General features: G+C 61.7%; 15 protein-coding genes and 1 pseudogene. All 16 read left to right on the forward strand.

Going from position 1 to position 17,329, the window contains the following annotated elements:
* Positions 1-108: 108 nt before the first annotated feature.
* The 16 genes and pseudogenes from U5782_RS33075 to U5782_RS33150 all read left to right on the forward strand — a co-directional run bounded on the left by U5782_RS33075 (position 109) and on the right by U5782_RS33150 (position 16,895).
* Positions 109-984, forward strand: coding sequence for a DUF535 family protein (locus U5782_RS33075; RefSeq protein WP_322048060.1), 876 nt, complete (start codon positions 109-111; stop codon positions 982-984).
* A gap of 175 nt (positions 985-1,159) precedes the next feature.
* A complete protein-coding gene (locus U5782_RS33080) occupies positions 1,160-1,351 on the forward strand; it encodes a helix-turn-helix domain-containing protein (protein ID WP_322048077.1) in 192 nt (63 codons plus the stop codon).
* A gap of 860 nt (positions 1,352-2,211) precedes the next feature.
* Positions 2,212-2,667 (forward strand): c-type cytochrome, encoded by a 456-nt coding sequence (locus tag U5782_RS33085; protein ID WP_415914448.1) that lies wholly within the window; start codon positions 2,212-2,214, stop codon positions 2,665-2,667.
* Between the two features lie 67 nt (positions 2,668-2,734).
* Positions 2,735-3,220, forward strand: a complete 486-nt coding sequence (locus U5782_RS33090; protein ID WP_415914445.1) for a c-type cytochrome — start codon at positions 2,735-2,737, stop codon at positions 3,218-3,220.
* A 50-nt stretch (positions 3,221-3,270) separates the two neighbouring features.
* Complete coding sequence (locus U5782_RS33095) at positions 3,271-4,077, forward strand: enoyl-CoA hydratase/isomerase family protein (protein WP_322048062.1); 807 nt, start codon at positions 3,271-3,273, stop codon at positions 4,075-4,077.
* Between the two features lie 501 nt (positions 4,078-4,578).
* A pseudogene (locus tag U5782_RS33100) lies at positions 4,579-4,971 on the forward strand (DDE-type integrase/transposase/recombinase); the annotation flags it as partial.
* A gap of 413 nt (positions 4,972-5,384) precedes the next feature.
* Positions 5,385-7,112 carry a methanol/ethanol family PQQ-dependent dehydrogenase gene (locus tag U5782_RS33105; protein ID WP_322048063.1) on the forward strand — a complete coding sequence of 576 codons (1,728 nt, stop codon included), beginning with the start codon at positions 5,385-5,387 and terminating at the stop codon, positions 7,110-7,112.
* A 52-nt stretch (positions 7,113-7,164) separates the two neighbouring features.
* Positions 7,165-7,479 carry a high-potential iron-sulfur protein gene (locus U5782_RS33110; protein ID WP_322048064.1) on the forward strand — a complete coding sequence of 105 codons (315 nt, stop codon included), beginning with the start codon at positions 7,165-7,167 and terminating at the stop codon, positions 7,477-7,479.
* 57 nt (positions 7,480-7,536) lie between these two features.
* Complete coding sequence (locus U5782_RS33115) at positions 7,537-9,204, forward strand: cbb3-type cytochrome c oxidase subunit I (protein ID WP_322048065.1); 1,668 nt, start codon at positions 7,537-7,539, stop codon at positions 9,202-9,204.
* The gene (locus U5782_RS33120; protein ID WP_322048066.1) at positions 9,201-9,797 is read left to right on the forward strand and encodes a cbb3-type cytochrome c oxidase subunit II; all 597 of its coding nucleotides are present in this window, start codon (positions 9,201-9,203) and stop codon (positions 9,795-9,797) included. The genes U5782_RS33115 and U5782_RS33120 overlap by 4 nt, the downstream gene beginning before the upstream one ends.
* Positions 9,794-10,381 carry a cytochrome c gene (locus tag U5782_RS33125; protein ID WP_322048067.1) on the forward strand — a complete coding sequence of 196 codons (588 nt, stop codon included), beginning with the start codon at positions 9,794-9,796 and terminating at the stop codon, positions 10,379-10,381. Before U5782_RS33120 ends, U5782_RS33125 begins: the two co-directional genes overlap by 4 nt.
* A gap of 4 nt (positions 10,382-10,385) precedes the next feature.
* Positions 10,386-12,632 carry a cation-translocating P-type ATPase gene (locus U5782_RS33130; protein WP_322048068.1) on the forward strand — a complete coding sequence of 749 codons (2,247 nt, stop codon included), beginning with the start codon at positions 10,386-10,388 and terminating at the stop codon, positions 12,630-12,632.
* 76 nt (positions 12,633-12,708) lie between these two features.
* The gene (locus U5782_RS33135) at positions 12,709-13,062 is read left to right on the forward strand and encodes a hypothetical protein (protein ID WP_322048069.1); all 354 of its coding nucleotides are present in this window, start codon (positions 12,709-12,711) and stop codon (positions 13,060-13,062) included.
* A gap of 190 nt (positions 13,063-13,252) precedes the next feature.
* On the forward strand, positions 13,253-14,377 hold the full coding sequence (locus U5782_RS33140) for a porin (protein WP_322048070.1): 1,125 nt from the start codon (positions 13,253-13,255) through the stop codon (positions 14,375-14,377).
* A gap of 110 nt (positions 14,378-14,487) precedes the next feature.
* Positions 14,488-15,150 (forward strand): adenylate kinase, encoded by a 663-nt coding sequence (adk, locus tag U5782_RS33145; RefSeq protein WP_322048071.1) that lies wholly within the window; start codon positions 14,488-14,490, stop codon positions 15,148-15,150.
* A gap of 218 nt (positions 15,151-15,368) precedes the next feature.
* On the forward strand, positions 15,369-16,895 hold the full coding sequence (locus tag U5782_RS33150; protein ID WP_322048079.1) for an aldehyde dehydrogenase family protein: 1,527 nt from the start codon (positions 15,369-15,371) through the stop codon (positions 16,893-16,895).
* Positions 16,896-17,329 lie beyond the last annotated feature (434 nt).

The raw sequence follows: 17,329 nt of genomic DNA on the forward strand, positions 1-17,329 counted from the left end.
CATTACGAGATGCAATCAGGTTCCACGACAGTACTATGTTCTGCCTCAAAGCGTTCGTTTAGAAGCAGCTTGGCGTTCCTCTGGGCGTATGCATGCAAGGCGTACCCCTTGCCGACGAGCTATCACCGATGGAGGCGCATTCGCTTTCTGATGCGCGCGATGGTCTGGTTGCGCACCACGCTTCGCTGGCTAGAGCGCTGTTCGCAGGCCCCTTTCCGGACAGCCGTCGATCGGGTGCCGTTCAATATTGAGCGCATCCACCGTCCATTTATGCATGCCGGACTTGATTCGCATACCCGTCTGCGAGTGAGTCTCGAGCACGACTACCTTACCGTCACGCGCGCACCTCGCATTGCGCGCGAGTTGATCGAATCGGGTTGTATCCGGCTCGCGACACTCGTCGTCGCCGGCCAGACATGGGACGTGAACGCCGAATCGCTTGAACGGTTTCAGAAGGAAGGCGATTGGACGATCTGCATTCGCGATAGCGGCGGCGTACGCGTGGTGTCCTGCTCGTTCTGTATAGCCTCGGTTGGAGGCAGGGCGGGGAGACCACAGTTGCTGATCGGATGCATCCAGGGTCCCGATACGTCGGTTGACGGACGAGCACTGTACCGCTCGCTGACGAGAAAGTGGTCAGGCCTGCGGCCGAAGCCCCTGATCATCTATCTGGCGAATTCGCTCGCGCGCGAGATGGGGGCGAGGACCGCCCTGATCGTGTCGAACGAGGCACACGTATATTCGAGTTGGCGTTATATGTTCCGCAAGCGGCGAGTCAAGGCGGACTATCGGCTCCTCGCTCAGGATTGTGGGGCAAAGCGTCTATGGCGTCGCTGGCATGTCCTGACGACGTTTCAGCGGAGTTTATCGAGCGAGGCGACCGACATGAATGCCGCTCAGCGCAGGCGTCGCGCGCTGCTCACTGCGCTGGACGACCAGATTCGCGATGCAGTGCGTGGCAACGGAGCGGACCTGAGTATGTGATGCAGTGTGCGTTGCGGAGCAGGCATATTGTTGCCTGCATGGCGTAGCAGGTGCGATTTCGGCATACGTCTGGGTGTGTATTTCCGCAACTGCTGGAGCAGGCCCCGACAGCGGTTATGGTCAAGGGTAGTTCATCACGCACACCCTGGGTGATCTGGCCACAGCAGACAAGTCGCTGCGCCAGGCGCTTCGCCTGTTTCTCGCCGAAGGTTGCAACGCCACTGAAGCCGCCGAGAAGGGGCACGTTCATCGCAATACGCTGCTGCGGCGGCTGGAGCGTGCCGAGTCGCTTCTGCCTCGTCCGCTCGCGCAGCAGCGTATGCATGTCGCGGCCGCGCTGGAGGTTCTCTATTGGGGGTGCCCTTGATTTTTGTGCAGAGTGTGCCAAGAACGCGGGCATCGACTGATCGATGCTTGCGATGCTTTACCGAAGATGAGGGAGGGCCCCTCGAAGTCGGCTTGCAGGAGCAGGCTTCAAACCGCCACAAGCTGCGTGGGTTAAGAGCCCTCGTGGTGAGCGTTGTTGGAAAAGTCGGGGTTTAGCCCGGCAGGTGGGAGTCAAAGAGACGAACGTGAGTGAACCGCTGATGACGTGTCGTAAAAATCATGATCGATGTCAAAACCGGGGGGATTGCACGCTCCGGGACGAGTTTGGGCGATTCCTGCTGACGGCCCATTCGGCATCCGGCATAAAGGCGGCGTGACTTTGACTCAGGCTTCGGTAAGGAATTTGGGAACCTGTCGTCCTGATGCCAAGGGAGAAATCCAAGCGGAAGGCCTCCGCAAGGATGAGAGTACCGATGCGGGACACAGGGGCGGAGACGTCCGTAGTAGGGTTGAAGGGCCTGTAATGGGACTGGACCGAAGGGGCGTCATCGTCTGGCTTTATCGTGCGGGCAACCCGCTAGGGGAGGACCTTCATGGATAAGGCAAAACCGTTTTGTATTTCCAAACGTGAGGTGTGGGAAGCGTATCAACAGGTGAAGGCCAACCGTGGGGCAGCGGGTGTGGACGGGCAGTCGATGGCGGAGTTCGAGGCAGATCTGAAAAGCAATCTGTATCGAATCTGGAATCGGATGTCGTCCGGCAGTTACATGCCACCTCCGGTTCTGCGGGTTGACATACCCAAAGCGGGGGGTGTGGGCACGAGGCCGTTGGGCATTCCGACGATCTCTGATCGCATCGCGCAGACGGTGGTCAAGCGATATCTGGAGCCGCTTGTGGAGCCTGTGTTCCACTGCGACTCATACGGGTATCGCCCACGCACAGCAGGCGGCACACTTTCCCGCAGGCGAGAGCCTGTTCGGGGCGCATTGCGCCGTGTGCCATCAGGCGGGTGGCAAAGGACAGGACGGCCTCGCACCGCCGCTCACGGAATATCCGGGCAAATACTCGACGGTTGCGCAAGGACGTGCCCAGTTGACGGCGACGGTCGTGCACGGGATGTTCGGCGAGATCAAGGTGCATGACAAGAGCTACAACTTCAAGATGCCGAGCTTCGCGACTCTGAGCGATGAGGACCTCGCGCAGGTGCTGAACTACGTCGTGTTCGACCTGAACCCGTCGCATGGCGGCGCGAAGCCGTTCACGGCCGCCGAGATTCACACAGCCCGCGCGCAAAGCCTGGATGCAGCGGCAGTGCATACGCAACGTGCGTCGGTCACGAAGGGATTGGGACTATGAACTCGATACATGGAGCGCACGCTGGCACCGACGTTTGTGTGCCGGCCGTCGCGAGATCGACGGGGCCATGATGCGCGCGCGGGTCAGAGGTGCAAGGCAGATAGCATGGCATGTACTCGCATGCCTCTGCTTCGTTCAAGTCCCGGTTATCGCGGGCGCGCAGTCGCTTTCCGGCGGCGCGCTTGCACAACAGAACTGGGTGCTGAACTGCATGTGCTGCCATACGCGAGGCGCGGTGGGCGTTGCCGGGAAGATTCCTCCGCTCGCCAACTCGCTTGGGTACTTCGAGCATTTGCCGCAGGGACGCGAGTACGTCATGCGCGTCCCGGGGGCATCCAATTCGGCGTTGTCGGACCAGGAGCTTGCGGATGTACTGAACTGGCTGCTCGTGACGATGAACCCCGCTGCGTTGCCGAAGGACTTCAAGCCCTATACGGCGGAGGAGATCGCAGCGCATCGCCGCCCGGCCTTGACGAACGTCGCAAGGGAGCGCTCGACACTGATTCGTGCGCTACGCGAGCGTGGCATTACCGGCATTCGCGACCCTTATTAGATAGTGATGTGAGCAATAGGAAAGCGTGTGTTCAAAAGGAGTTGCATGCGATGAACCAGAGCGTTGTTTTACTCGATTGTGACCAGGCGGACGGCATTGCGACGATCACGCTGAATCGGCCACAGGCGCTCAATGCGCTCGATCATTCGATGAGCGCGCAGTTACAGGAAGCACTTCGGAGAGTGAGTGCGAACGATGCAATGCGCGTCGTCGTTTTGCAAGGAGCGGGTGCGCATTTTATGGCCGGCGGTGATATCTGGGTTTTCCAGGCGCTGCTCGACAGGCCATCGGACGAACGGCGGCTAGAACTTCAGAATTTCATTGCGGGCGCCCATGAATCTATCTCGTTGATGCGCTGCATGGGGAAACCCATCATTGCAAGTGTTCGCGGTGCAGTCGCCGGTTTTGGCCTTTCGCTCATGAACAGTTGCGACCTGGCGATTGCAGCGGACGAGGCATTTTTTGAAATGGCCTATTGCAAACTCGGTACGACCCCAGATGGGAGTGGAAGCTTTGGTCTGCCACGTATTGTGGGTCTGAAGTTGGCGACAGAATTTGCGTTGTTGGGCGATCGGATAAACGCCGATCGAGCTCTGGAGTTGGGCCTGCTGAATCGTGTTGTGTCTGCGGCGGATCTGGCGAGCGCCACACGTGCTATGGCGATCCGTCTTGCCGAAGGGCCCGCGTTAGCGCTCGGTAGGACGAAGGCCTTGCTGAACGACTCACTAAGCCGGACGCTGTCCGAACAACTGCTCGCGGAGCAGGAAAGTTTTGTGAAATGCGCCGGGGAAGCCGATTTCCGTGGCGCCGTCCGGGCATTTATTCTCAAGGGAAAGCCGGCGTTCAACGGCGGATAACCGCGCAGTGGCTTGGCTCGCACGAAATCGTCAACGGCGAATCGCCGCTACGCCGAACACTAATTGGCCCGGTCGCCTTTAGCAAGTCAATGACAGGACTGCTCTTTGGGAGTTGGCTGCAAAGTAGATCCCCGTAAGAATGGAGACACAAGATGATGCAGACCACAAAGGGTTCGAGCTATCGCGCGTGGTCTGAGATTGGTCGCCGAAAGCGATTGCGAAAACCGTAGGCGAGCGCGGCCACCCAACAACGCGGCAAGTGGCTTATTATTTAACATAATAGTTATGATCGCCCTTTGGACAGAGCATAATTGTAGTGGCTACACGGTAATGTCCGGTCGGAGATTTGAAAGTGGCTTTGACATGACAAGATGAGGGGTGCCCCTCTTGATGTCTATGTGGGAGGGCAGTGGTAGTAAGCACGCTGGAGCAAAGCAGAAGTGGCCCTTCCAATGTCGTGGTGATTCGGTCAGTATCGAAGTGAACTGGCGTCCAGAGATAAAGGCTGCCGCCAAGCGCTTCTTCAAGCGCCTGATGCGCCCCAACCCGGGGCCGCACTGGATCGTCACCGATCAGTGCGCAGCTATCGGCGTCGAAGACCGAGATCCCGGGCTTGTGCACCTAACCCGCGCGATCTTCAGTTCAGCAGCCCGGCTAAACAACCGTGCCGAGAATGTCACCAGCCAACTCGTGAACGCGCACGGCGCATGCGTGGCTTTCTCGACCCGGAATGCACACAAAAAATTTCTCTCGTGGTTCTGGCCGATCCGGCAACACCTCGGACTGAAGCGTCATCTGATACGCGCCTCACTTTGTCGCAAACAACTCGCAGCCCGGGTCGTTACCTGGCGCGAATTCGCCGAACTCGACCAAAATCCGTCGACGGCCTTCTGACCCGTCGTCGCGCCTGCCGTTGTGCCGATTTACCTTTGGCAAGTTTTCAACGCCACTCCACCCTCTCTTCCGCGTGTGTTCAGTGCGGCTCGGTGAATAGCTACGCAGTCCTATGCAAATATCATCGTCGATGATGACTGGCGAACCATGTGTGCCGCACCCAGCCTGCATCGTTCGCTGTCCTGTTTGGTGACACGTTCGTTGGCCGGCTGTGACGAAACGCAACAGATATCGTGCTGACGGTTTCGTGCGCGAAGCGGCGACAAAAACCGCTGAAACCCATATCCAGCAGGCATCGCGTCGTGATGGCACGGGGTTTGCTTTGTAGCGACGGCGATAAGCCCTTGCCCGCCCGGGTATCTGGTGTTCCCGCTTGTTTAAGAACGGTCATGCAAACGAATTTGGAGACAAAGATGAGAGAACGTGTAGTTTCGGCATTCCGAATGACATCGTGGGGGATCGGGCTTGCCGCAGCCACCATGCTCAGTGGCGGCATGGCCTACGCGGCCGCCGACTATCCGCCGGTCACATTCAGTAGGCTGGCCAACGCGCAGAACGATCCGGGCTGGCTGACCTATTACCGCACCTATAACGGTCAATCGCATTCGCCGCTGAAGCAGATCAATCTCGCGAGCGTGGCGAATCTGAAGCAGGCATGGGCCTACAAGTTCCCTGACGACCTGAAGCAGGGCTTCGAAGCAACCCCGATCATCAACGGCGACTATTTGTTCGTGAGCACGCCGAAGGACAACGTTTACGCGTTCAACGCGAAGACGGGTGAACAACTCTGGAAGTTTGAGCCGAAGCTCGGGCCGGAGTCGTTCAAAACGGCCTGTTGCGATGTGGTCAACCGCGGCGTCGCGCTGTATGGAAAGAACGTCTATGTCGCGATGCTCAGCGGCGAGGTGGCGGCGATCGATGCCCAGACCGGCAATCTGGTCTGGAAAAAACAGATGTTCGAGCCGGGGCTTGGCTACGCGTTCTCGCTCGCGCCGCTCGCGCTGAACGGTTCGATCGTCGTGGGCACGTCGGGTGGCGAGTACGGGATTCGTGGCTATATCACGGCGCTGAATCCCGAGGATGGTTCGATCCAGTGGAAGCGCTACACGATCCCGGGCAAGGGAGAGAAGGGCAGCGATACATGGCCCGACGGCATGCAGGATCACGGTGGCGGCGCGGCCTGGCTGACCGGTACCTACGACGTCTCCTCAAACACGCTGTATTGGGGCGTGGGCAACCCCGGCCCATGGCTGGCCGCACTGCGTCCTGGCGACAATCTGTACTCCGATTCACTGCTCGCGCTCAATCCAAAGAACGGCGACCTAAAGTGGCACTACCAGTTCACGCGTAACGACACGTGGGACTATGACGGCGTCAACACGCCGATCCTCGCCAGGATTACCTACCAGGGGAAGGACTACGACGCGATCGTGCACGCCGACCGCAATGGCTTCTTCCACGCAATCGATCGCACTACCGGCAAGCTGATCTATGCCAAGGCGTTCGTCAAGACGGAATCCGTCACGGGCTACACGAAGGACGGACAGCCGATTGCCGACGCCAGCAAGTATCCGAAAGCCGGTGCGACTATCGAAACCTGCCCGAGTTTCCTGGGCGGCAAGAACTGGTGGTCGGTGTCATACGACCCGAGCCGTCATATTGCCGTGGTGCCGACCTTGCACGCCTGTATGAGCCTGTCGGGCAAGTCGGTGAGCTACATGGAAGGACTGCCGTATCTCGGCGAAGGCTTCGAGATCAAGCCGGAACCGGGCAGTGAGGGTTACGGTGAACTGCAGGCGATCGACGTGAATACCGGCAAAAAACTCTGGAGTCACTGGACCCAAATGCCCTGGAATGGCGGTGTGGCTACCACGTCGAGCGGCCTTGCCTTCAGTGGTTCGCTCGACGGCCATCTGTATGCGTTTGATACCGCAACCGGCAAGATCCTCTGGACCAGCCCGCAACTGGCGAGCGGCATCATCGCGCAACCTTCCGTATTCGAAGTCGAAGGCAAGGAATACGTAGCAGTGCTGGCTGGCTACGGCGGCGCCAATCCGATCTGGGGCGGCCCGATGGCCGACGTTGCGAAGGATGTTCCGCGCGGCGGCACGCTTTACGTATTCGCATTGGCTCAGGACTAGTTCGGGCCTGCGCTGCACCTCACGAATTCAACTTCTTAACGAGCACTCCATCATGGTTTCCCACGCACGCAGAACTTTCATTATCCACACCGTAGGCCTGTGCGCGGCACTCGCCGTGGCGCAACGCGCCCAGGCAGGTGCGCCGTCCGTCGACGAGAACGACCCGGCCGCCAGGGGCCTTGGTTATCGCGCCAGGGCCAGCACAGTCGACGCTGCACACTTTCCCAAGTATCAGGCGGGCCAGAAGTGTGCGAACTGCCGCTTCTACACCGGCGCGGCCAATGAGACCTCAGGGCCGTGCCCGATGTTCCCGGGCAAGGCCGTGTCCGCAGACGGCTGGTGCAACGTCTATGCAAAGCGCACCTGAACACGCCTGGTGCCGGCTCGCCCGACACTTCCCGTTCCTGACCACGGCATTCCCCGCATGACACTGACAATCGGCGCACTTCTGGCGCTTTCATTCCTGATCTCCGTGCTCGGCCTGTTCCTGTTCATCTGGGCCCAGACCAACGGGCTCATGCGCGCCGGCCCCGCAGCGGCAGAGGTGATCTTCGCCGCGGACGAGGTCGGTGTCGTCGAGGATCCCGCCGCGCCGGAGCAGCAGCTCGCGGCGTTGCAGGCCGTCGAGCGCGCAGCGGAGGGCGGCGTTCACGCCGGCACCGCGCATCACGCCCTCGCGCCCGACGCTTGCGAAGCGCGTCTGAAGCAGGACCGCTCGAGCCGTCGCCCAGCCTTCGCTTTCCTGACGTCCTCGATCGTCTGGCTTGTGCTGGGCTCGCTGGCCGGCCTGATTGCCTCACAGAGGCTGACCTCACCCGACTTCCTCGCGCAGAGCGCCTGGGTCACGTTCGGCCGGATCCGCACCGCTCATCTGAACATGGTCGCATACGGCTGGGCTTCGATGGCCGGCCTTGGCGTCGTGCTGTGGATGCTGCCGCGCCTGCTCGGCACCGAGCTGGTCGGTGCGCGCTTCGCCACGCTCGGTGCGCTGGCCTGGAATGGCGCGGTGGCGGGCGGCGTCTCGGCGATCCTGTGCGGCTGGACCGACGGCCAGCAATGGCTCGAGATCCCCTGGCAGATTGGCATCCTGTTTGCCGCAGGCGGCGCGCTCTGCGCGGTGCCGCTGCTGTGCACGCTGCGCCGGCGCACTGTCGATCACCTGTACGTGTCGGTCTGGTATGCGAGCGCGGCGCTGCTGTGGTTCCCGATCCTCTATGTGGTCGCCAAGGTCCCGCACGTCCATTCCGGCGTCGAGCAGGCGATCGTCAACTGGTGGTACGCGCACAACGTGTTGGGCCTCTGGCTCACGCCGATCGGTCTGGCTTCGGCCTACTACTTCATCGCCAAGGTGCTCGGGCGTCCGATCTATTCGTACAGCCTCTCGCTGGTCGGCTTCTGGGCGCTCGCGATGTTCTACAGTCAGGCCGGCATCCATCACCTGATCGGAGGGCCAGTGCCCGGCTGGCTGGTCAGCGTGTCGGTGGTGCAGAGCGTGATGATGATCGTGCCAGTGCTGGCTGTCGGCGTGAACCAGCATATGACCGTGGTGGGGCGGTTCGCCGCGTTGCGCCATTCACCGACGCTGCGCTTCGTGGTGCTCGGCGCGATGCTGTACACGCTGGTGTCCCTGCAGGGTTCGCTCGAGGCCGTGCCGTTCTTCAACCGGCTGGTCCATTTCACGCAATACAAGGTCGCGCATGCGCACCTCGGGGTCTACGGCTTTTTCTCCATGATCATGTTCGGCTCGATCTATTTCATCATGCCGCGCGTTCTCGAACGTCCGTGGCCGTACCCGCGCCTGATCGCGGCGCACTTCTGGCTGGTCTGCGTCGGCTTCGCGATCTATTTCGTAGCACTGACGATTGGCGGCGTACTTCAGGGCATCGCACTACTCGATGCCTCGCGTCCGTTCATCGAATCAGTGACGCTGCTCGAACCCTGGCTGCTGGCGCGCACGGTCGGCGGTGCGTTAATGACACTCGGTCATGTGATCTTCGCCGGTCACTTCTTTGCGATGGTAGTCGGGCGCCGTGTGCACCGGATGGATCGCGTGGGTATCAAGCAAGCCGGTTCTCTGGGAGTGCAGGCATGAACCGGCTGCTGACCATTTTCATCGGCGCGCTGATCATGCTGGCGCTTGCCACGCTGCTGCTGGTGGCCTTGCCGTATCGGCAATTGCGGGCCGTGGCGGCACCGGAGGGGCTCGCACCGTACACGATAGCCCAGTTGCGCGGCCGCGCCACCTATATCTCGATGGGCTGCGTCTACTGCCATACGCAGCAACCGCGCGCGTCCAGCTTCGGCCCCGATGCGCTGCGCGGCTGGGGGCGCCCCTCGGTGCCGGCCGACTATGCCTATGACGATCCGCATCAGCTTGGCGTTGCCCGCACCGGGCCTGACCTGTTCAATATCGGCGCACGCCAGCCGAGCCTCGACTGGAATCTTGTACATCTGTATCAGCCGCGAGCGGTGTCGCCGGGCAGCGTGATGCCGTCGTATCCGTTCCTGTTCCGGCATGTCACGCAGGCCGCGCCCGGCGAAAAGGTGATCAGCCTGCCGCCGCAGTGTGCGCCAGCGCAGGGCCAGATCGTCGCTACGCAGGAAGCGCTCGATCTGGCGGCCTACCTGATTTCGCTCAACCACACTTATCCGATTTCCGCTTCCGAAGCTGGAGCCATGCAATGAAACGCCGTTCCCAACACGACTCCCTGATTGATCTGCACGAGCACGCGGAGCCTGGGGAGCACACCAATCCTGTGCCCTGGTTGCTGTGGATCACCGTGCTCTCGCTGACGGTCTGGGGCGCCAGCTATTTCTGGCTGGAAATGTATTTGCCCGGGCAGGGGAGCGCGGCCAGCACGGCGGCCCAATCGGGTGCGGCGAAAGCGCCAGGGCCAGACGGTGCGCAGATCTTTGCGAGCCGGTGCGCCGCGTGCCACCAGGCGACGGGCAGCGGTCTGCCGGGCATGTTCCCGCCGCTTGCGGGATCAGAGTGGGTGAATGGCGACGCGCACAAGCTTGCCGATATCCTCCTGCTGGGCATCGAGGGCGCGCTGTCGGTCAAGGGGGAGAGCTTCAGCGGCACGATGCCGACGTTTGGCGGGACGTTGTCCGATGCGGAAATCGCCGCCGTCGGCAGCTATGTGCGCTTGAGTTTCGGCAATCATGCGCCTGCGCTCGACGCTTCGCTCGTCAAGACCGAACGTGATCGCCTTGGCCATCGCGCCACGCCGTGGAAGGGCGGCGCCGAGTTGAAGTCGGCGCAATAGCCCTATGTCCAAGAGCACCGCATCGATCCTCGACAGCATCACGCTCGACGTGCGCGGCATGTGGTGCACGAGCTGTGCCAATGTCGTGGAGCGCATGATGAAGCGTCAGCCTGGCGTGCTCGATGCCACTGTCAGTTTCGCCTCGGAGTCGGCCCAACTGCAGTGGGATCCACATGCGACCACACTCGATACGATCCTCTCGGCCGTCGAAAAGGTCGGTTACGCCTGCGCTGCGGAGGGTACCGGCCACGACCGCCGCGCGCACTTTGCGAGGATCAGGCGGGGTCTGTGCTTGCGTCTCGCCGTGGCGGCCTTCTTCGACATGTGGGTAATGATCGCGCAATGGACGCTCTATCTGTCCCCCGACGGCACGCTGTCCCGGCCTGTGCAATACGCCTTCGCACTGTGTGCCGGGGTGACGTGTTTGCCGATCATCGGCTGGTGCGCGTTGCCGTTCCTTCGCGCCGGCTGGCGCACCTTGCGTGCTGGCGCGCCGGGCATGGACCTGCTGGTGTCGCTTGGCGCGCTGGGAGCCTTCGCCTTGTCGTTGTGGCGTCTCGCGCACGGTGACCCCGCAGTCTACTTTGATTCGGCGGCCACGATCGTGACCTTCCTGCTCGCGGGTCGCCTGATCGAAATATCGGTGCGAGCCCGCTCCGCGGATGCCGTGCGAACCCTGCTCGATCTGCCGCCGGAGCAGGTTTGCGTCGTCAACACCGATGGTTCGGAGGCGGTGATGCTCGCCAAGCGGATCGCGCTGGGCGCCTCCATCCGGATCCGGCCCGGTGAGCGTATTCCGCTCGACGGTATCGTTGTGCATGGCGCGTCGCTACTCGATCGCTCGCTGCTGACGGGCGAGACGCAGCCCGCGAAAGTCGGCTGCGGCGACGCGGTGGAGGCGGGGACGCTCAACGGCGATGGCGAACTGATCGTGCGGGTACACGGCGCATGGGGGGAGCGTCGGGTCGACCGGATCGCGCGCGAAGTGCGTCGCATGCTGGCGCGCAAGACCGCCTCGCAGACTCTCGCCGAACGGTTCACGCGCCATCTGGTGCCGGCGATCTGCATGCTGGCCGTTGGTGCCTGCGCGCTGGGCCTGCACCGCGGCATGGCGTGGCCGATGGCGTTCGAGCATGCGGTGGCGGTGCTGGTAATCACATGTCCGTGCGCGCTGGGCATGGCGGTGCCGCTGGCACTGTCGGCGGGTGTCGGGCGAGCTGCGCGGGAAGGCATCCTGTTTCGCGACGTCGAAGCCCTGGAAAAGGCAGGGCAAATCTCGCAGGTCTATCTGGACAAGACGGGGACGCTAACCGAGGGCCGGCCCAGGCTCGTGAACTTGCGCCTCGCACCGGGTATCGACCGCGATTTCCTGATCGAAATGGCGGCGCTGGCCGAGCGCGGCAGCGAGCATCCGCTGGCTAAATCGATTCGTTCGCTGGTGTCGGCGGGACGTCTCAAGGCGCTCGATCGCGCCGTCGGGACCTGCCGGGCGGTGCCCGGTGCCGGCGTCGAATGGCTGGGCGCGGATGGCACCTGCCTGCGCGTGGGACAGGCTGCGTGGCTGGCCGAAAGCGGCGTCGCCGTGCCGGTCAACTCCATACCGCATACGCTGGCGCATGTGGTGCGCGGGGATCGCTGGCTCGGTGCGCTGGCCTTCGCCGATACGCCAAGACCCGGTGTCAGGGATGTCGTGACGCGTCTGCGCATGTCCGGTCTGGCCGTTTCGATATTGAGTGGCGACGCCGCCGATGTCGCTCGGGACATCGCACGCAAGGTGCGTATTCCGGAAACCGACGTCTTCGCCGAACAATCGCCTGAAGACAAGGCGCGCCACATCCACGCTGCCCAGACTGCCGGCGCCTGCGTGATGTTCGTTGGTGACGGTCTCAACGATGCGCCAGCGCTTGCCGCAGCGGATCTTGGCGTGGCGGTGGAGGGCGCTACGGCATCGTCGGTGGCGTCGGCCGCGATCGTGCTGACGGGCGGCGGGATTGCGCGTCTCGATCACGCACTGCTGATCGCGCAGCATACCGCGCGCACCATGAAGCAGAACCTCATCGCCGCGGCCGCATACAACCTGCTGGCGATTCCGCTTGCGCTGACAGGGCGCGTCTCTCCGGCCATGGCAGCCGCGTTGATGGTCGCGAGCTCGGTGTCGGTCACGTTCAACTCGGCACGCTTGCTGCGCGCAGGCGGCTCGCACGATGCCACGATGATCAATATCGCCGGGTCATTCCATGCCTGGCCTTGACGCTCGATGCCCATGCCGTTCAGGGGCATCAGACGAATGCCTCGCCACGCCCGGGGTCGTCTCCTGCGGTCTGCGGTTGACGGTTTTCGCACTGCAGATCGTCGCGCCGAAGTGCGCGATCTGCTGGACCACGTACGCCGGGCTATTCGGGGCGAGCTGGTTCGCGGCAACGCGATACAACCCGGTCTGGTTTGCCGCAACCCTGTGCGTCATGTTCGTCGTGCTGTCGCTGACATGGCGCGAGGCCAGGCGTACGCGCCAATACGCCGCGGCATTCGCGATCCTGGCGGGCTGGCTGCTGATGCTTTTCGGCGCGTTCGTCGGGGTCGCCGGCGTCAGGTGGGTGGGCGTGTTGTGGCTGGGTATCGTCACAGCGATGTCGCTTTGGCCCGTCCCGGGAGACGAGAGGGGGCATTCGATGAGCCTCTGATGCCAAGTTTCGTGCATCAGGGAACTTAAACGTTTATTTATTTAGTATTACAAAATATATGGATCGCGAATGACATATTAAAAACCGGAATGATCGTTGAAATTCCCTCGCAGGCCGATCCCATTGGGCGGTTCGTGGTTGAAAAGAAGAGAGCTGTTCAGGTTTGATCCAATCAGAAAATCAAGGAGACATGATGCATACAAGACACTATCGAGGCATTACGCTGGCTGTCGCACTGGCAACGATCGCAAGCGCGGCGGCAGCGCAATCTTCGGTAACGCTCTACGGCACGATCGATGCCGGTGTGCTCTATCAGAATCGTGCGGCCACCGGACAGGGTTCCCAATTCCAGCTCGCGACGGGCGGTATTGATCCGAGCGTCTGGGGCTTGAAGGGTAATGAGGATCTGGGAGGCGGCATGGCCGCCACCTTCGATCTGGAATCTCACTTCGCCAGCAATAACGGCACCATGATGATGGGGCCCGGGTACCAGTCGGAAATCTTCCGGCGTCAGGCCAACGTCGGGTTGACCACGCCGTACGGTTCAGTCACGTTAGGCCGGATGTACAGCCCGTCAATTCTGGCCGCCATCACGACCGAGCCGCGCGCATTCGCCGAGAACCTGTCGAACCTGTACACCTGGGCCTACAACCAGCTCGCGGCACCCGGCAATGCGCTGGGCGCGGGCACCAACTCCGGTAACGACGTTGGCGTCTTTATCGGCAATGCGCTGCAGTACTCGAACACGCTTGGTCCCGTCTGGCTTGGCGCCGCGTATTCGTTTGGCGGAGTGGCGGGCAGCCTGCACAAGGGCAATGAGATCTCGCTGGGCGCGACCTATACCGGTCCGGTCACGGCGTCCGCGGCTTGGCAGCAGGTGGCTGATTCCGTGACCGGGGAGAACGTGAGCCGTCTGTGGAGCGTGGGCGTGGCCAAATCGTTTGGCCCGGTAACCGGCAAGCTCAACTATTTCGACGTGATAGACCGCTCAATCTATGGTCCAGACATCTCGCATGTGACTTCGATCAGTCCGGGCGTCAGCTACCAGTGGAGCGTCGCGAATACGGCTGAACTGGCCGGTTACTACAACACGTATCGTGGCAGCCACAACAGTACGACGCGGTCGCTGGTGCTGGGTGACGATTACGCGTTATCGAAGCGCACTGTTGTGTATGCACAGGTCGCGTACGTTGATGCCGGTGCGGTCGGTACCGCCGATCCACTCGAAAGTCTCAAGACGTCGATTGTCGCCGGTGGCACGGCCCCAGGTGAAAAGACCGTGCTGGTCAACGTCGGCATCGCGCACCACTTCTGATCGATAAAGCGCACTTGCGTCCGGAAATTGGGTGCAAGTGCGCTGATTTCAGGCCCGGGCGGATGCACTGGGCTTTCACCACGCCGTGCGCAGATACCAGGAGATTCATCATGCGTTTGATTCTGTTGGGCGCCCCCGGCGCCGGCAAAGGCACTCAGGCCACATTCATCAAGGAAAGGTTCGGCATCCCGCAGATCTCGACGGGCGACATGCTGCGCGCTGCAGTCAAGGCCGGTACGCCGCTCGGCGTGGAGGCGAGGAGCTACATGGACGCAGGCAAGCTGGTGCCGGATGCGCTGATCATCGGTCTGGTCAAGGAGCGGCTGGCGCAGCCTGACTGCGTGAACGGCTATCTGTTCGACGGCTTCCCGCGTACGCTCCCGCAGGCCGATGCCATGAAGGACGCTAGAGTCGCGATCGACTACGTGCTCGAAATCGACGTGCCAGCGTCGGAGATCATCGAGCGCATCAGCGGTCGCAGCGTGCACGCGGCGTCAGGACGTACCTACCACATGCGTTTCAGTCCGCCGAAGGTCGAGGGCATCGACGACATCACGGGCGAGCCGCTGATCCAGCGCGACGACGACCACGAAGATACGGTCAGGAAGCGCCTCGACGTATATGAGGCGCAGACCCGACCGCTGATCGGCTACTACAGCGACTGGGCTATTCGCGGTGCCGAAAACGGCCTTGCAGCGCCGGTCTACCGCAGGGTTTCAGGACTGGGAACTATCGAGGAAATCCGCTACTGCGTCGGTGCTGTGCTGAGTTGAGTGCGACCGCAGATCAGCCACCCTGTGCCGATCTGCAACAGGATCGCAGTCTGTGACACTGAGTGATCCGTATTGCAACACTCGAGCACGCATGCCTCTGGATTTCGTTCAGCGAGCCGGCCCCAGACCGCCCCATGCCAGCATGGCACGTAGTTTGCAGGTAACGGGGCGTGCCGTCGGCACGCTTTCAACCTCACATATTGAGCAGGAGACACCAGATGAACCCGTTTGATCTGAAGCAACTGGGCCTTGATATCGAGTATCCTTATCATAAGCAGTACGAAAACTATATCGGTGGCAAGTGGGTGGCGCCGCTCGACGGAGACTATTTCGAGAACATGTCGCCGATCAACGGGCAGCCGTTCTGTAGCGTGCCCCGCTCGCGCGGCGCCGATATTGATCTCGCCATCGACGCTGCACATGCGGCGCGCCGCAAATGGCGCAAGACATCGGTGACCGAGCGAGCGAACCTGCTGCTCGCGGCGGCCGACCGGATGGAAAAGAATCTCAGGCTGCTCGCCGTCGCCGAGACGATCGACAATGGCAAGCCGCTGCGCGAAACGATGGCCGCAGATCTGCCGCTCGCCATCGATCATTTCCGCTATTTCGCGGGGTGTATCCGGGCGCAGGAGGGTGGCATCTCGGAGATCGACGACAACACGGTTGCCTATCATTTTCACGAGCCTTTGGGCGTCGTTGGCCAGATCATTCCCTGGAACTTTCCGCTGCTGATGGCGGCATGGAAGCTTGCGCCTGCACTCGCGGCAGGCTGCTGCGTCGTGATGAAGCCCGCCGAGCAGACGCCGGCGTCAGTGCTCGTGCTGATCGAGCTGATCGGTGACCTGTTCCCGGCGGGGGTGATCAACATCGTCAACGGCTTTGGCAGGGAGGCGGGCGAGGCGCTGGCAACCAGCACGCGCATCGCAAAGATCGCGTTCACGGGCTCGACGCCTGTCGGCAAGCGCATCCTTCACGCGGCGGCGGAGAATCTGATCCCGTCAACGGTCGAACTGGGTGGCAAGAGCCCGAACATCTTCTTCGCCGACGTGCTCGACCATGACGACGTGTTCCTGGACAAGGCGCTCGAGGGGCTCGCCATGTTTGCGCTGAATCAGGGTGAAGTCTGCACGTGCCCGTCACGCGTGCTGATTCAGGAATCGATTTACGAGCGTTTCATCGAGAAGGCAATTGCCCGCGTCGAACGCATCAAGATTGGGCACCCGCTGGACCTCGATACAATGATCGGCGCACAGGCGTCGCAACAGCAACTCGACAAGATCATGTCGTATATCGACATCGGGCGGGGCGAAGGCGCGCAATGTCTGACTGGCGGCGAACGCGCGGCCCCTGGCGCCGAACTCGGCAACGGTTTCTACGTGAAACCGACCATGCTGTTTGGCCACAACAAGATGCGCGTGTTTCAGGAAGAGATTTTTGGGCCGGTTGCCTCGGTCATGACTTTCAAGGACGAACAGGAAGCCATCGAGATCGCGAACGACACGTACTATGGGCTTGGCGCCGGAGTATGGACCCGCGACGGCACTCGCGCGTACAGAATGGGCCGCGAGATCGAGGCTGGACGTGTGTGGACCAATTGCTACCACCTGTATCCCGCGCATGCGGCGTTCGGTGGCTACAAACAGTCGGGAATCGGCCGGGAAACCCACAAGATGGCGTTGTCGAATTATCAGCAGACCAAGTGCCTGCTGGTGAGTTACCAGCCCGAGGCGCTCGGCTTCTTCTGAGCGCATCGCGCGGCGCCTGTCATGCCGCGCACCCTGGATGACTGCCACGGTACGGCAATCCGGCGGTCTCCAGGAGGCCAGCTCAGGTAAGTTTGCCTGACACCGGCGTCGCCAAGTGTGCCTCATGATTCACAACTGAACGACACTCTGGATTGTTCTACTCCGCGATCCAGCTCGCGGGAGGGACCTTTCCAGCGTTCGCTTTTCGAAAAAAAGCGGTGGCGCAGCGGCAAGCGGCTGTCGGGCGCTCGATACACGATACGGAATTCACATGTCTGCAATTGAATCGGTTCTTCATGAACATCGCGTGCTTGCTCCTTCCGCACAAACGGTGGCGGACGCCACGGTGTCCGGCATGGACGCATATAAGGCGCTCGTCGCCGAAGCCGAAGGCGACTACGAAGGCTTCTGGGCACGTCTCGCACGCGAAACGT

The sequence above is a fragment of the Paraburkholderia sp. J67 genome, from assembly GCF_905220265.1.
Classification (GTDB): domain Bacteria; phylum Pseudomonadota; class Gammaproteobacteria; order Burkholderiales; family Burkholderiaceae; genus Paraburkholderia.

What these genes read in the sequence shown, in the direction of transcription:
- U5782_RS33140 (WP_322048070.1), top strand. Translation starts at nt 13,253, where the DNA reads ATGATGCATACAAGACACTATCGAGGCATTACGCTGGCTGTCGCACTG.
- U5782_RS33120 (WP_322048066.1), top strand. Translation starts at nt 9,201, where the DNA reads ATGAACCGGCTGCTGACCATTTTCATCGGCGCGCTGATCATGCTGGCG.
- U5782_RS33130 (WP_322048068.1), top strand. Translation starts at nt 10,386, where the DNA reads ATGTCCAAGAGCACCGCATCGATCCTCGACAGCATCACGCTCGACGTG.
- U5782_RS33150 (WP_322048079.1), top strand. Translation starts at nt 15,369, where the DNA reads ATGAACCCGTTTGATCTGAAGCAACTGGGCCTTGATATCGAGTATCCT.
- U5782_RS33125 (WP_322048067.1), top strand. Translation starts at nt 9,794, where the DNA reads ATGAAACGCCGTTCCCAACACGACTCCCTGATTGATCTGCACGAGCAC.
- U5782_RS33095 (WP_322048062.1), top strand. Translation starts at nt 3,271, where the DNA reads ATGAACCAGAGCGTTGTTTTACTCGATTGTGACCAGGCGGACGGCATT.
- adk (WP_322048071.1), top strand. Translation starts at nt 14,488, where the DNA reads ATGCGTTTGATTCTGTTGGGCGCCCCCGGCGCCGGCAAAGGCACTCAG.
- U5782_RS33110 (WP_322048064.1), top strand. Translation starts at nt 7,165, where the DNA reads ATGGTTTCCCACGCACGCAGAACTTTCATTATCCACACCGTAGGCCTG.
- U5782_RS33115 (WP_322048065.1), top strand. Translation starts at nt 7,537, where the DNA reads ATGACACTGACAATCGGCGCACTTCTGGCGCTTTCATTCCTGATCTCC.
- U5782_RS33090 (WP_415914445.1), top strand. Translation starts at nt 2,735, where the DNA reads ATGATGCGCGCGCGGGTCAGAGGTGCAAGGCAGATAGCATGGCATGTA.
- U5782_RS33105 (WP_322048063.1), top strand. Translation starts at nt 5,385, where the DNA reads ATGAGAGAACGTGTAGTTTCGGCATTCCGAATGACATCGTGGGGGATC.